Consider the following 16,291-nt stretch of genomic DNA (forward strand, 5'->3'; position numbering starts at 1 on the left):
GTCTCCCTCAGTTTCGAACCGTCATCCCGTCGGCCAACGACATCCGGTAGGCCCGCAGCGCCGGCATCAGACCGACAAGCCCCCCTGCCAGAACGACCGCGCCAAAGCCGACCAGTTCGCGGCGGCCGGGCGGGTCGAGAGGAAGGTACAGGCCGAAGGCGGCATCTACCATCGGTTGTGCGATCACCATGCCGAGAGTGAGCAACGCCATGCCGAGCAATGCGCCTGCTGCCGCGATCAGCATCGCCTCCAGCACCAGCATGAGCAGGATCGTGCCCGGTCGCGCGCCCATGGCGCGGAAGATCGCCATCTCGCGGCGGCGCTCGTTCAACCCGGCGAAGATCATCGCCGCCATGCCGAGAAGTGCCGTGACCACGACCATCGCCGAGACCCCGACCAGTGCCGTCTCGGCGACGCCGACGATCTCCCAGAGCTCCTGCAGCGCCAGCCCGGGGATGATCGCCATCAGCGGCTCGCGCGGATACTCGTTGATCGCCCGTTGTAGCGCGAAGACCTTGAGTCGCGAGGTTGTGCCGATCATTGCCGCGGTGACCGTTTCCGGTGTCAGGTCCATATTCCGCACCGCGTCCGCCGCGATCCGGTTGGTTGATTGCGCGCCATTCTTCCAGTCGACATGGATCGCCGAGATCGCTTCGAGGCTGACGATCACCGTCCGGTCGACCGGCGTGCCCGTCTTCTCCAGGATGCCGGAGACGCGGAAGGGCTTGTCGTCATGGTCGGTGAAGGAAGCAAGCCCGTGCGAGACGACAATCGGGTCGCCGACCGAATAGCCCATCTCGCGGGCGACATCGGCGCCGATCACCGTGTCGAAAAGATCGTCGAGGCCGGTTCCTTCGGCGAAACCGAGGCTGCGGCCACCGCGATAGCGATGGTGTTCGAAATACCCCGTGTCTGTCCCCATGACGCGGAAGCCGTGATGACTGTCGCCCAGCGAGATTGGAACGATCCAGTCGATCTCGGGCCGCTCCGCGATCTCGCTGTAGGCTTCCCAGCCGATATTGTTGGTCGCGTTACCGATGCGGAAGACGGAATAGAGCAGGAGTTGTACGCCGCCGGTGCGGGCGCCGACGATCAGATCGGTGCCGGAAATCGTGTCGGCAAAGCTCGCCCGTGCCCCGGTGCGCACCTTCTCGACCCCGAGGAAGAGGGCGACGGAGAGGGCGATGGCGAAGACGGTCAGGCCGACCGTGAAGCGTCGGGCGGTCAGGGACCGTATGGCGAGGCGGAACAGGATCATCGCGCGCCCCGCTCGATCCGGGCGATCTCGGAGAGCTGGACCTGGCGGTCGAAACGGTCGGCAAGCCGTGCGTCATGGCTGACCATGAGCAGGGTCGACCCCACCGCGCGCACCTGCTCGAAGAGCAGCTCGAGAAAGGCTGCCTGGGCACCGGCATCGAGCGCGGAGGTTGGCTCGTCGGCGACGATGAGCGGCGGCTGGCCGATCAGCGCGCGTGCCACCGCGACGCGTTGCTGCTGCCCGGTGCTGAGGGCAGCGGCCGGGCCGTGCTCGACCAGGTCCGAGGGCAGGCCGAGCGCTGTCGCCAGCCGCATCGCTTCCGCCCGCGCATCGCCCACGCGCTTGCGCCGTTCGGGCGCGAAGCGCAGCGGCAGCAGGATATTGTCCAGCGCGCCGGCATAGGGCAGCAGGTTGAACATCTGGAAGATCACCCCGATATTCTCCGCCCGAAACCGGTCGCGCTGGCCAGCGCGCAGCGCGGAGAGCTCCTTGCCCGCGATCTCGACACGGCCCTGCTGCGGTCGGTTGATGCCGCAGATCAAGCTGAGAAACGTTGACTTGCCGGAACCGCTTTCGCCGAGCAAGAACACGGTCTCGCCGGCGGCGACGGTGAAATCCGCCACGCCAAGCCGGAAGGCGGGCGGACCAGCCCAGCCGAACGCCATTTCGCGCACGCGAATGGCCGCCTGATCTCCCGCTTCAACCATGGTTCCGCCGTTCAGAGATGCCCTTCGAGCGCAATGCCCGCCGCATCGCGCGGCAGCGTTTCGCTCTGTGCACCCTTGCCCGTAATCAGACGGATCTCAAGCTGTTCCGACCGTTCGAAGGCTTCGAAAAAAGGCAGGGCAAGCTGCGTGAGCTTCTCGGGATGGGCGCAGGTGAAGGCATACTCCGCGTGGAATTCCGAATGCGTCGCCTGACCCTCATGGGCGTGTTCGTCCTCATGCGCTTCGTCATGTTCGTCTTCATGCGCGTCATGGCCGTCCTCGGCATGCTCTTCATGGTCACCATCATCATGATCATCATGGTGCCCTTCGCCGGTATGCAGGTCTGCCTCTGCCGACGTCACGTCGCATCCAGCCGCTTCATTCGGAACGAAAAGCGTCTCGGGATGGGACAGGATCTCCAACGCTGCGGCTATGGCTGCCTTGTCTTCGTCCTCTTGGGCGGCGTGTTCGAAGCCGACGATGTCAGCGCCGGGGGCGCGCAGCTCCATCGAGATCACATTGCCCTCGACGGCAATATCGAGCGCGCCGGTTCCATGCACATGGGCTGCGTGCTGCTCCATCTCCTGAGCCGTCGCGGCGCCGGCGCAGAGAACGGCAAGAATGGCAAGGCGGGACGCTGTCATGGGGAACCTCCGGAGGTGTAATTGAAATGTTATCTCATAACACATATGCCAAGCGCGTTACGAGCGGTCAAGGCACGGAAAGGCAGAACGGCCGGCCATAAGAAGCCGGCCGTTCGTATGTCGTCGCTTCAGGATCAGAACGGCATCGGCGCGCCGTTGATCAGCAACTGACCATTGCCATCCACCGTGATCTCGGAGAGCAGCTCGTCCTGTCCGGGGCCAGGCTTGGCGAACATACCGGTCATCATCCGCACCATCATCACCTGGTCCTCGGGCACGAGGCCCATCTTGGTCAGGTTGTCGAGCAGACCGTTGCCGCCGACGAGGCGGACATTGGCCGTGCCCTCGGGCCGCGGCACGCCGCCGAAGGTCTCCATATCGGTGTTGTCGATCTTGAAGGCACCGGTGCCGGACAGCTCTGCGCCGCCGACCGACAGCATCAGCTCTTTCAACTCGACCGTCTCGAGTTCACCCGGCGTCTCCCCGGAGGATTCGACTGCCAGCATCGCTTCCTCGTCGAAGATATCGAGAGTCCAGCGGCCGGTGCCGGCGAGGTCGACGATCAGTGTCGCGGGATCGCGCGGCAGGACGGCGGCCGGATCGAAGAGCGACCAGATCTCTTCGCCGAGCTCAAGCCCTTCCAGCGCGGTGCGGAAAGCGAACGGTTCGGCGCTTTCGGTCTGCAGGACCGGAAGCATGACACGCGTTGCGGCCGCAGCGGCTTTCACCGTGACCTGCGGGAAGGGAATTTCAGAGCCGGACACGGCAACATCCAGACCTTCATATCCGACGTCGTAGCGCATTCCGTCCGCGTTCAACCCGAAATCGATCCCGCCACCGGTGAGCGAGCCGTTGGCCTTGGCTGTTTCGCCAGATTCATCGAAGTCGAACGCGAAGCTTACCGGGCCGTATTCAGCCTTGCCCTCAACCGCGAAACCGTCGGCCAGCATCTTCGCCATATCCTCGGTCTCGGCGGAGTCCAGGCCACTGGCAAAGGAGGTGGAGGTGATGCCGTCGATCGTGGCATCCACGCTCAGCTTGCCCGGGCCTTCCGGATCGCTGACATCGATATCGACCACGATGCCGGCCGCCTCGAAGGAGGATTCCATCGGTGATCCGGCCTCCGCCTTGACGGCGTAGTTCCCCAACGTGTCGTTCAGCGCAACGGTGATCTGCATCGGGATCGCCACGTCATCGACCTTCAGCTCGGTCAGGCTCACCGAAAGCGAGGGCGCGTCGTAGCTGAAGGCGGTTCCGCCGTCGGCATCGGAGGCGGTCATTGTCATGCCCGGCTGGGCGACGGTCACGACGGCATCGACCTTCTCGCCGCTCTCCGGGTCGGTCCCGTTGACGGTCAGCGGGAAACTGTCGGACAGGGTCACGGCGACCGAGCCGTCGTCCTGCTCGGCAAAGGAGACCTCGTCGATCTTTACAGCGACGGTCATGCCGTCCACATCCGAGTTGAGCGCGACGCCACGGATGGTCAGCTTCCCGTCCATGGTCTGCTCACCGTCATTGGTCATCTCCTGGCCGTAGCTGGCAGCGGCGGTTTGCCATTTTTCCCAGGCTTCCTGAGCCGTCAGGCTCCAGCCAGCAGCGGGAATGGCGATGAATGCGGCGGCTGACACGCTGCCGAGAATCCACGGTTTCATTGGAAACGTCCTTCCTTTCGAAATCTCGGATCGACTCTCCGCTAGCGCCCCGCCGGGGTCAAGGGGAATGGCCGAAAGCGCTTCCTTTCGTCAGGAAAAATCGGCAAGGATCAGGGGGACGCGCCCGGGGCCGGGTGAACAGGGAAAAGGGAATGAAATGACCGACATGAGCGGAAAGGCGGTGCTTATCACCGGCGCCAGCCGCGGAATCGGCGCGGCGGCGGCGCGGGTCTTCGCCAGGGCGGGGGCGCAGGTGGCATTGGTTTCGCGCAGCAAGGACGAGTTGGCGGAACTGGCCGGGGAGATCGGCGACGCCGCGCTGGCCATTCCCTGCGATATCAGCCGCTACTGGGAGGTCGAGGCGGCCACGCGCGCCACGGTCGAAACCTTCGGGAGATTGGACGTTCTGGTCAATAATGCCGGGGCGATAGACCCCATCGTGCATATGGCCGAAGCCGATCCGGATGCCTGGGGCCAGACCATCGATGTCAATATCAAGGGCGTCTTTCACGGCATCCGCGCGGCCCTCCCGATCATGCTCGACCAGGGCGGCGGCTCGGTGTTGACCGTCAGCTCTGGCGCCGCGCATGGTCCGGTCGAGGCCTGGAGCGCCTATTGTGCGTCCAAGGCCGGCGCGGCGATGCTGACCCGCTCTCTGGACAAGGAATACGCCCCCGCCGGCATCCGCGCCATCGGCCTTTCGCCCGGCACCGTGGCCACGCAGATGCAGCGAGAGATCAAGGCCAGCGGCATCAACCCGGTCAGCCAGCTCGACTGGAGCGATCATATCCCCGCCGAATGGCCGGCCGAAGCGCTTCTGTGGATGTGCGGCACCGATGCGGACGAGTTCATCGGTCTGGAAATCTCGCTGCGCGACGAAGACATCCGCCGTCGCGTGGGGTTGGTCGCATGATCGAGATCCTCCGCGAGAGCCAGGGCGGGTCCGAGATCTGGACCCTGAAGCTCAACCGCCCCGAAAAGGCCAATTCTCTCACCCGCGAGATGCTGGCCGCGATCGAGACCGCCACCGCGGAGGCCGAACAGGCCGGCGTGGCGGCCCTCGTGCTGACCGGCGAGGGGAAGGTCTTCTCCGCAGGCGCCGATCTCGACCAGGCGCGCAATGATGGGCTGACCACGGATCCGCTTTGGGAGCGTGTCTCCTCCCGTCTTGCCGCGCTGCCCTGCCTGACCATCGCCGCTCTGAACGGCACGTTGGCGGGCGGCTCTTTTGGCATGGTGCTCGCCTGTGACCTGCGAATCTCGGTCCCGACGGCGAAGTTCTTCTACCCGGTGATGAAGCTCGGCTTCCTGCCGCAACCGTCCGACGCTGTCCGATTGTCTTCGCTGCTCGGTCCGGCGCGGGCGCGGATGATCCTGATGGCAAGCCAGAAGATCGAGGCGCCGGCGGCGTTGGACTGGGGGCTCGTCGACCGGATCGTCGAGCCGGCAATGATGGGCGAGGCGATCGCAGATCTGACCGAAGCCGTCTGCGCCGCCCCGCCCGAGATCCGCAAGGGGATCAAGGGGATGATCCCGGGCTGACCGCCCGGGGATCGTTGAGGATCGATCAGTTGCGGGCCTGAAGGGCGTCCCGGATCTCGACCAGAATGTCCTTTTCCGAAGGCTCCGGATCCGCCGGCGCCTCTTCTTCCTCCTCGGCTTCGATCATCCCCTTGGCGCTGTTCACGCCTTTGACCAGGAGGAACACGACCCAGGCAATGATCAGGAAGTTGATCAGTGCCATGATGAAGTTGCCGAAGGCGAAGAAGGCGGCATTGTCACCCTCGCCGATGGTCAGGCCGAGCGATGAGAAATCGATACCGCCAATGAAGATCCCGATCAGCGGGTTGATAAGGTCCTCCACAAGCGAGGTGACGATGGCGGTGAAGGCCGCGCCGATGATGATTCCGACAGCCATATCCATGACATTGCCGCGGGCGATGAAGGTCTTGAACTCGTTAAGCATCTTTCTGTCTCCGTGTTGACGCTGATTCTGGTTCGAAGCCGGGTATGCCCTTCAAGGATCGTTGCGTCTCTAGGGAATATTACTGATCAGCGCCTCCGACGGGGCCCCGGGCTGGGCGCAAAGAAGGCTGGCGGGCGCCGCACCACCCAGCGGATGAACCTCGCCAGCCGCGGCTGCGCCCGGAGCGCTTCGATGCTCGAATAGTCCCGCGCCAGCTCCGTTTCGCTAAGACTCGCATGGATTTCGTTGTGACATATCTGGTGCAGCAACACGGTCGGCCCGCCCTTGCCACCGCGCAGCCGCGGCACGAGATGATGTCGGCTCTGCCGCACATCGGCCGGGATGGGCCGCCCACAGAGCGGACAGATCGGATCGTCGGGCATCTCACGCCTCCTGCGCCGTGCAGCACGGTTTGATTTTGTCCCAAGCCGGTCCTCTGGTCCTCACGGCAGCAGAAGCGATGCGTCCCCATATGAAAAGAACCGGTAGCGTTCCGCAATCGCATGGGCATAGAGCCCGAGCATCCGTTCCCGTCCCATCAGGGCCGACACCAGCATCATCAGCGTCGATTTCGGCAGATGGAAATTGGTCATCAGCCCGTCCACGACGCGGAACCTGTAGCCCGGACGGATGAAGATATCGGTCTCACCTGTCCATGGCGCGATCCCTGTCACATCGGCCGCGCTCTCGATCAGACGGCAGGCCGTGGTGCCGACCGCGATCACCCGTCCGCCCGAAGCGCGGGTGGCGTTGATCTCGGCGGCGGCCTGACCGCTCACCTCGCCCCATTCCGAATGCATCCTGTGCTGGCGCACATCGTCGACCTTGACCGGCAGGAACGTCCCGGCGCCCACATGCAGCGTCACCTCGGTGAAATCGACCCCCATCGCCGCGATCTCCTGTAGCAGGGCACGGTCGAAATGCAGCGAGGCGGTCGGTGCTGCCACGGCGCCGGAATGGCGGGCGAAGACGGTTTGGTAATCCGTCCGATCCTGGGCATCGGCCGCGCGCTTGGCGGCGATATAGGGCGGCAGCGGCATGAAGCCCGCGGCGTCCAGCGCGGCGTCGAAATCGTCGCCTGCGAGCGAGAAGACGAGGTTGAGCTGCCCCTCGGCGCGCCCCGTTACCCGCGCCGAGAAACCGGGTGCGAAATGGATCTCCTCGCCGTCGCGCACCTTGCGCGCGGGCTTGGCCAGCACCTGCCAGGACCCGTCCGGGCGCGGCTCCAGCAGCGTCACCTCGATCCCCGCTTCGGTCACGCCATTGTCGCTCACCCGGCGGCGCTGCCCAAAGAGCCGCGCCGGAATCACCTTGGTATTGTTCAGCACCAGCCGGTCGCCGGGGCGCAGGAAACGCGGCAGGTCATGGACATGCGCGTCCTCCGTCGCCGCTCCCTGGGCCACGAGCAGGCGCGCGGAGCTCCGCGGATCGGCCGGGCGGGTCGCGATCAACGCGTCCGGCAGGTCGAAATCGAAATCGGACAGCAGCATGTTCAGCCTCCGGAGTTCGGCACAGGCGGTGGTGCGCGGAAAATCTCCCGGAACATGCCCGGCGTCAGCGCCGAAAGCGGGTTCACATCGACGCGCGGATCGTCCGCGCTGCCGCGCATCCGGTAGGTGAAGCCGATCAGCCCCTCGCCCTTGCGGGTGAAGATCCGGCCAATGGAATTGACCATGTAGACCGGCGAGAAGACGCCCTGCATGTTGAGCCGGTCCGAGACCATGTCATAGACCCCTTCCATGGAGATGCCGAGCGATGGCCCGACGCCGGAGGAGCGTGTGACGTGCACGAAGCTGGGCGTCAAGCGGAACACCGCCTCGACATCGGTGAAGACGAGTCCGGCACCGTTCAACTCGTCTATCAACCCGACCACCGAGATCGCGTTGACCAGAGCGGTGAGCCCCGAGGCCGATCGCACCCGGATATCCTCGACCGTCAACTGGCCATCGTACTCGCCGGCTGTCCGGCGCGGCTGAAGGATCAGGTTCATCGTGCCGCCGCTGGCCTGCTGGAACATCCCGGCGGCCTTGAAGACTGCGCCGGCATTGTCGGACCGGATTCGCACCGCGGTGCCACCATTGCGCCCGGGCACGACTGTCCCCGAGACCCTCGCCTTCCCATTCACCGAGCCGGTGAAATCGCCCGAATAGCCTTTCGCCTTGGTCAGCGTGCCGCGAAACCCCGTCAGGTCGATGGAATCGGAGATGGTGAGCCGGTCGAGCGCCAAGGTGACCGGAGGGCCCGAAGCCGAGCTCCCGCCACTGGCCCCTCCGAGAGAGGTCTTGCGGATGTCGATCCGGCCACCTTCAACCGCGATGGCGGGTTCCCGTCCCAGTCCACGCCCGGTGAGCGTTACGGGCGCATCAAGCCAGGCCCCGACCGAGACACGTGAGAAACGCGCGCGCTCCAGCCCGCCTTCGGCGCTGGTCGTCAGGCTGCCGGTCGTCGTCAACCCTGCCGCCTTCAGCTCAAGGCTTTCGACAGAGGGCCGCGCGCCCAGCCGTCCGGAGAGTTCCAGCGTACCGGCCGCGTTGCGCCCCTTGGACCAGCCAAGCGGCGGCATGGAGAGACCGACCCCGACGAGATCCGAGCTGAGCGTGAAGCGCATCGCTTCCCCGCGTGGCATGGCGAGCGCGAAACGCCCCCAGCCCGCGCCGGTGACGGACCCGTCGGGCAGTCCGATCCCGAAGGTCTTCACAAACCGTTCGCCGATCTCGACCTGCCCTTCGACGGATGGGACCGGGCCGTCCTTGCGGAAGGAGAGCTCGAAGCTCCCTTGTACGGGCACGTCATCCAACGTCCCGGTCCCGGCAAGCTCCATCCCGTCGGGCGTGGCCAGCAAGGTCACATCCCGCGCGTCCAGCTGCCGCTCCGGCACGATAACGGTCGATCGCAGCGCATCGGCCCGGGCGTCGATGCGAAAATCGACATCGGCCGCCGTGAGGCCTTGTTTCATCGGGAAGGCGATGCGTCCCTCGGTTTTTGCCGTTCCTTGCGCCAGCGCCACCGGCTGTCCGGCATTGGACAGGAAGCGGAACGGTTCGTGGTCGAGAAGCGACAGGGCCGCGGTTGCCTCGGATGTCGACTGCAACAGGATTTCGCCAATGGACGGTTTCTCGCGCATGTTCGGAACCCGGAAGGTCGAGCCCGCGAGGTCGATCAGCCCGCCCTCCGGTGGCGCGATCTGTCCTTGCTCCAGCGTGGCCGCAAAACGATACCGCCCGACCGCGGCATAGCCGGTTGCCCCTGTGATCGGCGGTAGGCTGTCCATCGGGCGCACCGTCGCGTCCTCGAACTGAAAGCTCATCGCCACATCCGGCCGCTCCCCGGGCTCGATGCGCAGCCCGGCCTCGGCGTCCCGGATCACACCGGCGGTCATGCGTCGTTCGATCCAGCGGCGCGTCTGGGGCACCAACTCGAACGGCCAGAGCGCCATCATCGGGCCGGCCTCGACCGCGTCGACGCCGAGATCGAGGGATACGTGCCAGCCATCCGAATCCGCGCTGATCTGTCCTGTCGCGCGCAGCCGCGTCTGTCCGTGATCGCCCGTCGGATCGGCGGTGCGCAACGACATCTGCCCGATCCGCGCCGTGAAAGGCTCCGGGGTCAGCTTCACGTCGATCGTGCCCTCGTCGAACAGCGCCGGCTCCGGCAAAAGCCCCTGAGGGGCCAACCGCATGTTGGCGATCTGGAACTGACCGATCAGCGCGGTTGGCCATCCGGTCTCGATTCCTTCCAGATCGGCGTGGCCCGACGCCAGGACCGTGCCGTCCGGTGCCCGAATCTCCACCTCTTGGAACGAGATGCGCTGGGCTTCGGGGCGATACCCGAAATAGGTGCGTGCGCCATCAAAAGGGATTGCCCGTGCGCCGGTCTCGGGTTGGAACAGCCCCGGACCAATCTCCAGCGTGCCGTTGAGCGGCCCCATCCGCCCATCCTCGGTTGTGCCCAGGATCACCGCGCCCGATACCCGCGCCTCCAGCGGCTCCAGCCAGGACAGCGCCGGGCTGTGGGCGGCGATATCGGCAGCGGCGACATTCTCCACCAATGCCGAGACCTCCGCCTCGGCCCCCGCCTTTCCGAGGCTCAGGCGCAGCGCAACGCTGGCCGGCGCGTCGTTGGCCGCCTCCGCATCCGGCAACTCAAGAGAGGCCGCGAGCGAGAGCGCCTCGGCGGTGTGAGTCAACAGAAGGCTGCCTTCGGAGATCCGCCAGGCCCGCTCCGCACGCGCATCCTCGTAGAAGACCCGCAAAGACCGCACCTCCACCCGCTCCACCGGCACCAGCCCCGGCAGATCGAACACCGACTGCACCGCGGCAATCGCCTCGTCCAGCGAGGCGAAAGCCGACAGCGCGCCGCCATCGCCGAAGCCGAGATCAAACGTCCCGTCGGCCTTGCGCCGCAGCTCCACTGTTGCACCATCGACGCGGAAGGCGCGCGGCTGGACTTCTCCCCGCCAGAGCGCGCGCTTGTCGAGAGTGACCTGCAGCGACGGCACCGTGACCAGTTCCGCGTTGTTCGGGGCTGTCACGGTCACGTCCCGGAACACCACTTCCGGCAGGGCCTTGCTGGCGAGCCGGACGGTGATCGCGCCGACCTCGGCGCGCCCGCCGCCAAGCCCGCGCGACAACATGCGCCCGGCCTCCTGAGCCGTCCAGTCCGGCGCGGGAAGATCGCGCCCGGAGAGCAGCGACGTGGCGAGGAAAAGCCCAACCCCCAGAAGCACGACGATGTCGAAGAGGATGAACAGCGTCCAGGACAGCAGACGCCAGCGCCGCCGCTTCGGTTTGCGCGGCTTGCGTCGTTTGGAGGGCACGGTTTGTTCCGAGGCGGTGGTTTCCGCCTCCGGGTCCACCACGTCCACGGATTCCGCGTTTACACTCACACCCGCACCTTGTTGCTCTTCTCCCGGGCTCGTTTACGGGGCGATCCGCCTGCTTTCTCGGCCCGTCCCCTTTATCTTCGCGCCGCCAGCACTAGAAAGAAAGCGCAACGGACTGCCAGAGAGAGGAACGTTACATGATCGACACCCCCGCCGGAAAGCCCCTCGCCGAGGGCGACGTTGCGCCCGACTTCACCCTTCCGCGAGATGGCGGAACGGAGGTCACCCTTTCGGCGCTGCGTCCGCGCCCCGTGGTGCTCTATTTCTACCCCAAGGACAACACGCCCGGCTGCACCAAGCAGGCCATCGGCTTCACCTGTCGCCAGCAGGATTTCGAAGAAGCTGGCGGCGAGATTCTCGGGGTTTCCAAGGACAGCGTGAAAAAACATGAGAACTTCCGCGCCAAGCATGATCTTGGCGTCGCGCTGCTGTCCGACGCGGAGTCGGATGTCTGCGAACGCTACGGCGTCTTTGTCGAGAAGAAGATGTACGGCAAGACCTTCATGGGGATCGAACGCGCGACCTTCCTGATCGATGCCGAGGGCCGGATTGCGCGGATCTGGCGCAAGGTGAAGGTGGACGGCCATGTCGAGCAAGTGCTGGACGCGCTGCGCGCGCTCGACTGACAGGGGTCAGGTCAGGACTGTCGGAAGCACCCACCAATCGGGCTGTGCGGCGCGCAGGCTCTCGGCGGCAAATTCGGCGCTTTCCGCGTCCGGGTAGAGGCCGAAACAGGTGGCGCCGGAGCCGGACATGCGTGCGAGAAGGCAGGCCTGCGTCGCCGCGAGGGCGGCAAGGGTGTGGCTGATCTCGGGGGCCAGCGACCTTGCCGGGGCTTCGAGATCGTTTCTCTGGGCTGCCAGCCACGCGGCAAGCTCATTCGGTCCGGTGAGTCCGGCTGGGATGTCCCGCATTGGCGGATTGTCCCGCCTGGTGAGCTTTTGAAAGACCTCCGGGGTCGACACTTCGACGCCCGGATTCACCAGGACGGCCGGAAGCGGCGGCAGGGCAGGGACCGGATCCAGCCGCTCGCCGATGCCGGACATTCGGATCGCGCGGCCCTGAAGACAGACCGGAACATCGGCGCCGAGCCGCAACGCCTCTTCGGCGCTGGGCAAGGGCAGGTGGTACAGTTGGCACAGGGCGCGCAACGTCGCGGCGGCATCCGCGGAGCCGCCGCCGATGCCCGACGCGGCGGGCAGGCGTTTCTCCAGCGTAATTTCAGACGGTGCACACGCCATAAGCGTGGCTGCCTTCAACACGAGATTGCTGGCATCGGTCGGCACGCCCTCGGCCCGCGGGCCGGTCACAGAAAAACGGGTCTCAGGGGCCGGCGCGACAGTGATCCGATCGCCTGAATCCGCAAAGACGACCAGCGAGTCCAGCAGGTGATACCCGTCTGGCCGTTGTCCCGTCACATGCAGGGTCAGATTGACCTTTGCGGGTGCGGCCGCCTCAATCCGCGCCATTGGCAACGGTCAGGGGCTCGGCACCTTCTTCTTCCAGCACCACGTCCAGCCCCACATCCAGCTTGCGCCGGATCCGGTCGGCCTCTTCCGGCTCGGGATCGAAGGAGAGGGCGCGGTGCCACTGGAACTCGGCCTCGATCTGCCGACCGACGGACCAGTAGACATCGCCAAGGTGGTCATTGACGATCGGGTCCACGGCCATCAGTTCGGCGGCGCGCTCCATATGTTCGACCGCCTCTTCGTAGCGGCCCATCCGGTAGAGCACCCAGCCCAGCGAATCGATTATGTAGCCCGAGCCAGGGGATGCCGCGACGGCCTCCTCGATCATCTCCAGCGCCTCGTCGAGATTGGTCTCCATCTCGACATAGGAATAGCCGAGATAGTTCAACACCTGTGGCTGACCCGGGTTCAGTTCCAGCGCCTTGCGGAAGTCGGCTTCGGCAATATCCCAGCGTTTCTCGCGCTCATGGGTGATGCCGCGAGCGTAGTAGACGATCCATTGGCCGCGTTCCTCTTCCTCGAAAAGCGCGATGGCGGCGTCATAGGCTTTCGAGGCGTCGTCAAAGCGGTCCTCGGCGCGCAGGTTGTCGCCCAGTGTGATCTGAACGATGGGAATGTCGCCATGGGTTTCGGCGAGTTGTTCCAGCACCTCGATGGCGGCTTCGTGGCGGCCGGAGGCGCGCAGGGCGGCGGCACGGCCGATTTCGGCGATATGGAAGCCGGCATCCTCGCGCGGTACGGAATTGTAGGCGACGGTGGCCAGCTCATATTGTTCCTGCGCTTCCAGCAGGTTGGCGCTGAGCAGGATGGCATCGACATGATCGGGGCGCAGATATTCGGCGATGCGGGCATAGAGCAGCGTGTAGCTGTCGGCTGCCTCGCCCTCCAGCGCGCCGGCCACGGTATAGAACACCTCAGCCAGCCCGTCCTGGACGCTGCCGACCTGGGTGAAGGGAACCTTTTCGTCCGCCTGCAACTGGCCGAGCAACTCTTCCAGCCCCGGATCGAGATCATTGGCCCAGCCAAGCAGGATCAACTCGATTGCGGCATCGTTGCGCCCCAACTGACTCAGAACTTGCGAATGGGCGATGGCGCCGCGACGGGTCAGGCGCAGCGGCGAGCCACCCTTGCCCGAGAAGACCACCTCTGCCGCTTCGAAATCCCCGGCCAATGCCAGTGCCAATGCTTTGTGATAGAGACCGAACGCGGCGAGGCCAGTGGTTTCGGTGGCGCTGTCGAAGGCGGCCATCGCCCCGTCGACATCCCCCATGCCCATCAGGCCCCAACCCCGCACGAGCCCGTCCACCAGCGGTCCGACGCCCTGCGGGCCGTCAAGCCCGGAGATCACACCGTCGTAGTTTTCCGCCTTCAGTTCTGAGCCCATGAGGACCATGTTGGCCATCTGGCTGTTATAGCCGAGCCCTTGCATCGCGCGGGCGATGGGCACGGCCTTCTCGATCTCTCCAAGTCCTGTATAGGCGAGAACCGCGTTCTCCTGCAGGCCGGGATTGGTTCGGTCCCGCGCCAGAGCGCGGGAAAAATACTCCGCTGCGGCCTTGTAGTCGCTGTTGAAGCTCGCCGAGCGCGCGGCAAGATAGGCGCCGGAGAACCCGCGTCCGGGATCCTCCGCCGTCGCCGGAAGGGCGAGTCCAAGGGACAGGGCGAGGGCGAGCGGGAGATGTCTGATCAGGGGCAAGGGGTGGCCTCGGTTGGATCTGTTGTCGATCAACCTAGCCCTGCAACCCCGCCGAAACAATATGGGGCGGCCAAGCCGATCCATTCTCCGCCTGTCGCGCACGGAAAGTTTACAGATCATGGCGCCGTGAACAGGTTCGCGCCGTCTAGGACCGGGTGGGAGGATCACCCGCCGGCGGGCAACAGCTGGCGGCTCCGGCGAGCGAGCGCTGCGACATCCGCGTGCAACGGCCAAGGCCAGATCTCGCAACCAGGGGATATCTGGCACAACTGCATCAAGGGCTCGCATCGTTTTTAAGGCGTCGGGTTGAACGACAAGACTGCGCGGCCTTGCAATCACTCGCAGCGGGGTGGCCCGTCTCGTCGCGTCGATTCATGTCTCGTCGACGCGGACAAAAACCGGTCCATCGCGGCGGCCCAAAAGAAAGGCCGGTCAGCGGACAAAGCAGCCATTGCTATTATCCGGGAGAGCGACCGCTCGCGGGACAAAGTCTACGATAGTTACACAGAACCTAAGACCGAACTGGAACGAACCAGAGCATTTTGTGCGACAAATTGCATCAACTCCGTGTACGCCCACATATCCTCTTCTGCTGCAGAAAACGGAAGTATCATTTCCGGTTGAAGGCCTTCAAACCCGTTTTTTGTGTGAACGATACGGCATCGGATATCGTAGAGCAATTCCGCAATATCAGCTCGATGATCGTGATCTTTTCGAGCGATGTTTACGGTTTTATCCGTGATGCCCTTTCGCTTCTTTCCCAGTAGCTCTGAGATTTCCTCGTTATCGTCAAAAAACTGCTTGACGTCGTCCGAAGACAGAACTTCCAAAACGGTAACTTTCATCTGCTCGCGCTCGCTTGTTCCAACTCGTCCATTGCCGGAAATTGTTGCAACCAGCTTGGTAAGATCAGACTCTCGATCCACTCTAAAACTGGGATGTTTGAGGATCTTTCGTGCGCTTCTAACAGCTTCGAGTTTGGAAAAGTTCGGAAAATAGTATTCAACCACCTGATAATAAGCTAGAAACTGCAGAAGCGGCATTCCCCGAGCACTTTTTGCATACCAATACAAAGAGATTGGCGCTTCGTCGTACTCAAACGCAGGAAACTGAATGCTGGTCGTTTCATCCGCGCTTGAACTCCGCGATCGAACAGGGCGGTGCCTTCGGTATGTCTTTCGAAGCGCCAAGGCTACACCCCTCTCTACGTCCAACTGGAAAAAAAGGGAGTTGGAGATCGTTTCTAGTGCTTTTAGTGCTGATGCGTGCTTTCGTTCGCCTCCAAGAGAAATTTTCAGACTTAGCAACGTGCGCGCGCGCGGCCCAGTAGTTAGGGCGTTTAGTTCTTCTGTGCATCTAGATATCTCTACGGAGACGCCGTCCGGCCGTTCAGCCCGCAATGCGAACGCGACCTCTTCATCGCTGCCTTCCTCTTCATCACTTCCCGAAGCCAGTGCAATACCCAACCGCCTTTCCAAAGCGGCAATGCTAAAGGGCTCCCTTGGCGAGATGGCGGCCTCAATTTCCCCCTTTTTTAGATCTACGATTGCTTCGAAGCCGCCCAAAAATGAAAAGCGTTCAAACTCAATGGAATGTAAGCGACTTGCCCTATTTCCGGAGGAGAGGCCAATACGTCTTTTTTCCCTTCCTGCAGGAAAAAAGATGTAGAAGTTTACGCCTTTTTCATCTTCAAATTGAAATTCATGGACATCCGTTTCAAATCCTGCTGCTTCCGCCCGCTTGATGACCGCAGCGGTTATGTCGGAAATATCCATCGTGCCTGCCCTTTGATTGCTACAATGTTGAACGCTGTGCAAGCATCCTATGTGCGTTTCTCGTTCTTCTATTGCAAGACGTGGCGAGTAGCAAACGAACAGCGCGCCCTAAGCCATTTTAGTACCATTCTGACCAAACCAACAGCCTGAGAGCCTCGACAAACCCGTCCGGTCCGACCTCAAATGCGGGTGCGTCGAACTGCGTAGAGCCGACATTTCTGTAATGTGCAGCATCGGTCATT

Annotated in this window: 14 protein-coding genes; 3 read left to right on the forward strand and 11 right to left on the reverse strand. The window is 63.9% G+C overall.

Annotated features, from left to right (window positions below):
• Positions 1 to 7 precede the first annotated feature (7 nt).
• The 4 genes from R3X27_RS20970 to R3X27_RS20985 form a co-directional block, all read right to left on the reverse strand.
• A complete protein-coding gene (locus R3X27_RS20970) occupies positions 8 to 1,255 on the reverse strand; it encodes an ABC transporter permease (RefSeq protein ID WP_317710864.1) in 1,248 nt (415 codons plus the stop codon).
• Complete coding sequence (locus R3X27_RS20975) at positions 1,255 to 1,965, reverse strand: ABC transporter ATP-binding protein (protein ID WP_317710847.1); 711 nt, start codon at positions 1,963 to 1,965, stop codon at positions 1,255 to 1,257. Before R3X27_RS20975 ends, R3X27_RS20970 begins: the two co-directional genes overlap by 1 nt.
• Before the next feature lie 11 nt (positions 1,966 to 1,976).
• Positions 1,977 to 2,609 (reverse strand): zinc uptake protein ZrgA, encoded by a 633-nt coding sequence (zrgA, locus tag R3X27_RS20980; RefSeq protein WP_317710848.1) that lies wholly within the window; start codon positions 2,607 to 2,609, stop codon positions 1,977 to 1,979.
• Between the two features lie 134 nt (positions 2,610 to 2,743).
• Positions 2,744 to 4,261 (reverse strand): DUF2125 domain-containing protein, encoded by a 1,518-nt coding sequence (locus tag R3X27_RS20985; RefSeq protein ID WP_317710849.1) that lies wholly within the window; start codon positions 4,259 to 4,261, stop codon positions 2,744 to 2,746.
• 157 nt (positions 4,262 to 4,418) lie between these two features.
• On the opposite strand from R3X27_RS20985, the gene R3X27_RS20990 reads away from it, so the two are divergent.
• Together R3X27_RS20990 and R3X27_RS20995 are read left to right on the forward strand one after the other, a co-directional pair.
• Complete coding sequence (locus R3X27_RS20990; protein WP_317710850.1) at positions 4,419 to 5,174, forward strand: SDR family oxidoreductase; 756 nt, start codon at positions 4,419 to 4,421, stop codon at positions 5,172 to 5,174.
• Entirely contained in the window at positions 5,171 to 5,803 is a 633-nt protein-coding gene (locus R3X27_RS20995) for an enoyl-CoA hydratase/isomerase family protein (RefSeq protein ID WP_317710851.1), read from the forward strand. The genes R3X27_RS20990 and R3X27_RS20995 overlap by 4 nt, the downstream gene beginning before the upstream one ends.
• Positions 5,804 to 5,828: 25 nt before the next feature.
• Here R3X27_RS20995 and mscL read toward each other — a convergent pair whose 3' ends face one another.
• The 4 genes from mscL to R3X27_RS21015 all read right to left on the reverse strand — a co-directional run bounded on the left by mscL (position 5,829) and on the right by R3X27_RS21015 (position 11,112).
• Entirely contained in the window at positions 5,829 to 6,227 is a 399-nt protein-coding gene (gene mscL, locus R3X27_RS21000) for a large conductance mechanosensitive channel protein MscL (protein WP_317710852.1), read from the reverse strand.
• A gap of 86 nt (positions 6,228 to 6,313) precedes the next feature.
• The gene (locus R3X27_RS21005; RefSeq protein ID WP_317710853.1) at positions 6,314 to 6,610 is read right to left on the reverse strand and encodes an HNH endonuclease; all 297 of its coding nucleotides are present in this window, start codon (positions 6,608 to 6,610) and stop codon (positions 6,314 to 6,316) included.
• A 60-nt stretch (positions 6,611 to 6,670) separates the two neighbouring features.
• Positions 6,671 to 7,717, reverse strand: coding sequence for a tRNA preQ1(34) S-adenosylmethionine ribosyltransferase-isomerase QueA (queA, locus tag R3X27_RS21010; RefSeq protein ID WP_317710854.1), 1,047 nt, complete (start codon positions 7,715 to 7,717; stop codon positions 6,671 to 6,673).
• A 2-nt stretch (positions 7,718 to 7,719) separates the two neighbouring features.
• Entirely contained in the window at positions 7,720 to 11,112 is a 3,393-nt protein-coding gene (locus R3X27_RS21015) for an AsmA-like C-terminal region-containing protein (protein WP_317710855.1), read from the reverse strand.
• Positions 11,113 to 11,246: 134 nt separating this feature from the next.
• Here R3X27_RS21015 and bcp point away from each other — a divergent pair, with 134 nt between their 5' ends.
• Entirely contained in the window at positions 11,247 to 11,735 is a 489-nt protein-coding gene (bcp, locus tag R3X27_RS21020; RefSeq protein ID WP_317710856.1) for a thioredoxin-dependent thiol peroxidase, read from the forward strand.
• A 6-nt stretch (positions 11,736 to 11,741) separates the two neighbouring features.
• Here the strand turns inward: bcp and R3X27_RS21025 are convergent, their stop codons facing one another.
• The 3 genes from R3X27_RS21025 to R3X27_RS21035 all read right to left on the reverse strand — a co-directional run bounded on the left by R3X27_RS21025 (position 11,742) and on the right by R3X27_RS21035 (position 16,049).
• Positions 11,742 to 12,578 (reverse strand): 4-(cytidine 5'-diphospho)-2-C-methyl-D-erythritol kinase, encoded by an 837-nt coding sequence (locus R3X27_RS21025; RefSeq protein ID WP_317710857.1) that lies wholly within the window; start codon positions 12,576 to 12,578, stop codon positions 11,742 to 11,744.
• Complete coding sequence (locus R3X27_RS21030; RefSeq protein WP_317710858.1) at positions 12,565 to 14,274, reverse strand: tetratricopeptide repeat protein; 1,710 nt, start codon at positions 14,272 to 14,274, stop codon at positions 12,565 to 12,567. Before R3X27_RS21030 ends, R3X27_RS21025 begins: the two co-directional genes overlap by 14 nt.
• A 500-nt stretch (positions 14,275 to 14,774) precedes the next feature.
• Complete coding sequence (locus tag R3X27_RS21035) at positions 14,775 to 16,049, reverse strand: hypothetical protein (RefSeq protein ID WP_317710859.1); 1,275 nt, start codon at positions 16,047 to 16,049, stop codon at positions 14,775 to 14,777.
• Between the last annotated feature and the right edge of the window lie 242 nt (positions 16,050 to 16,291).

The sequence above is a fragment of the Tropicimonas sp. TH_r6 genome, assembly GCF_033101155.1.
In the GTDB taxonomy this organism is placed as follows: Bacteria; Pseudomonadota; Alphaproteobacteria; order Rhodobacterales; family Rhodobacteraceae; genus Tropicimonas.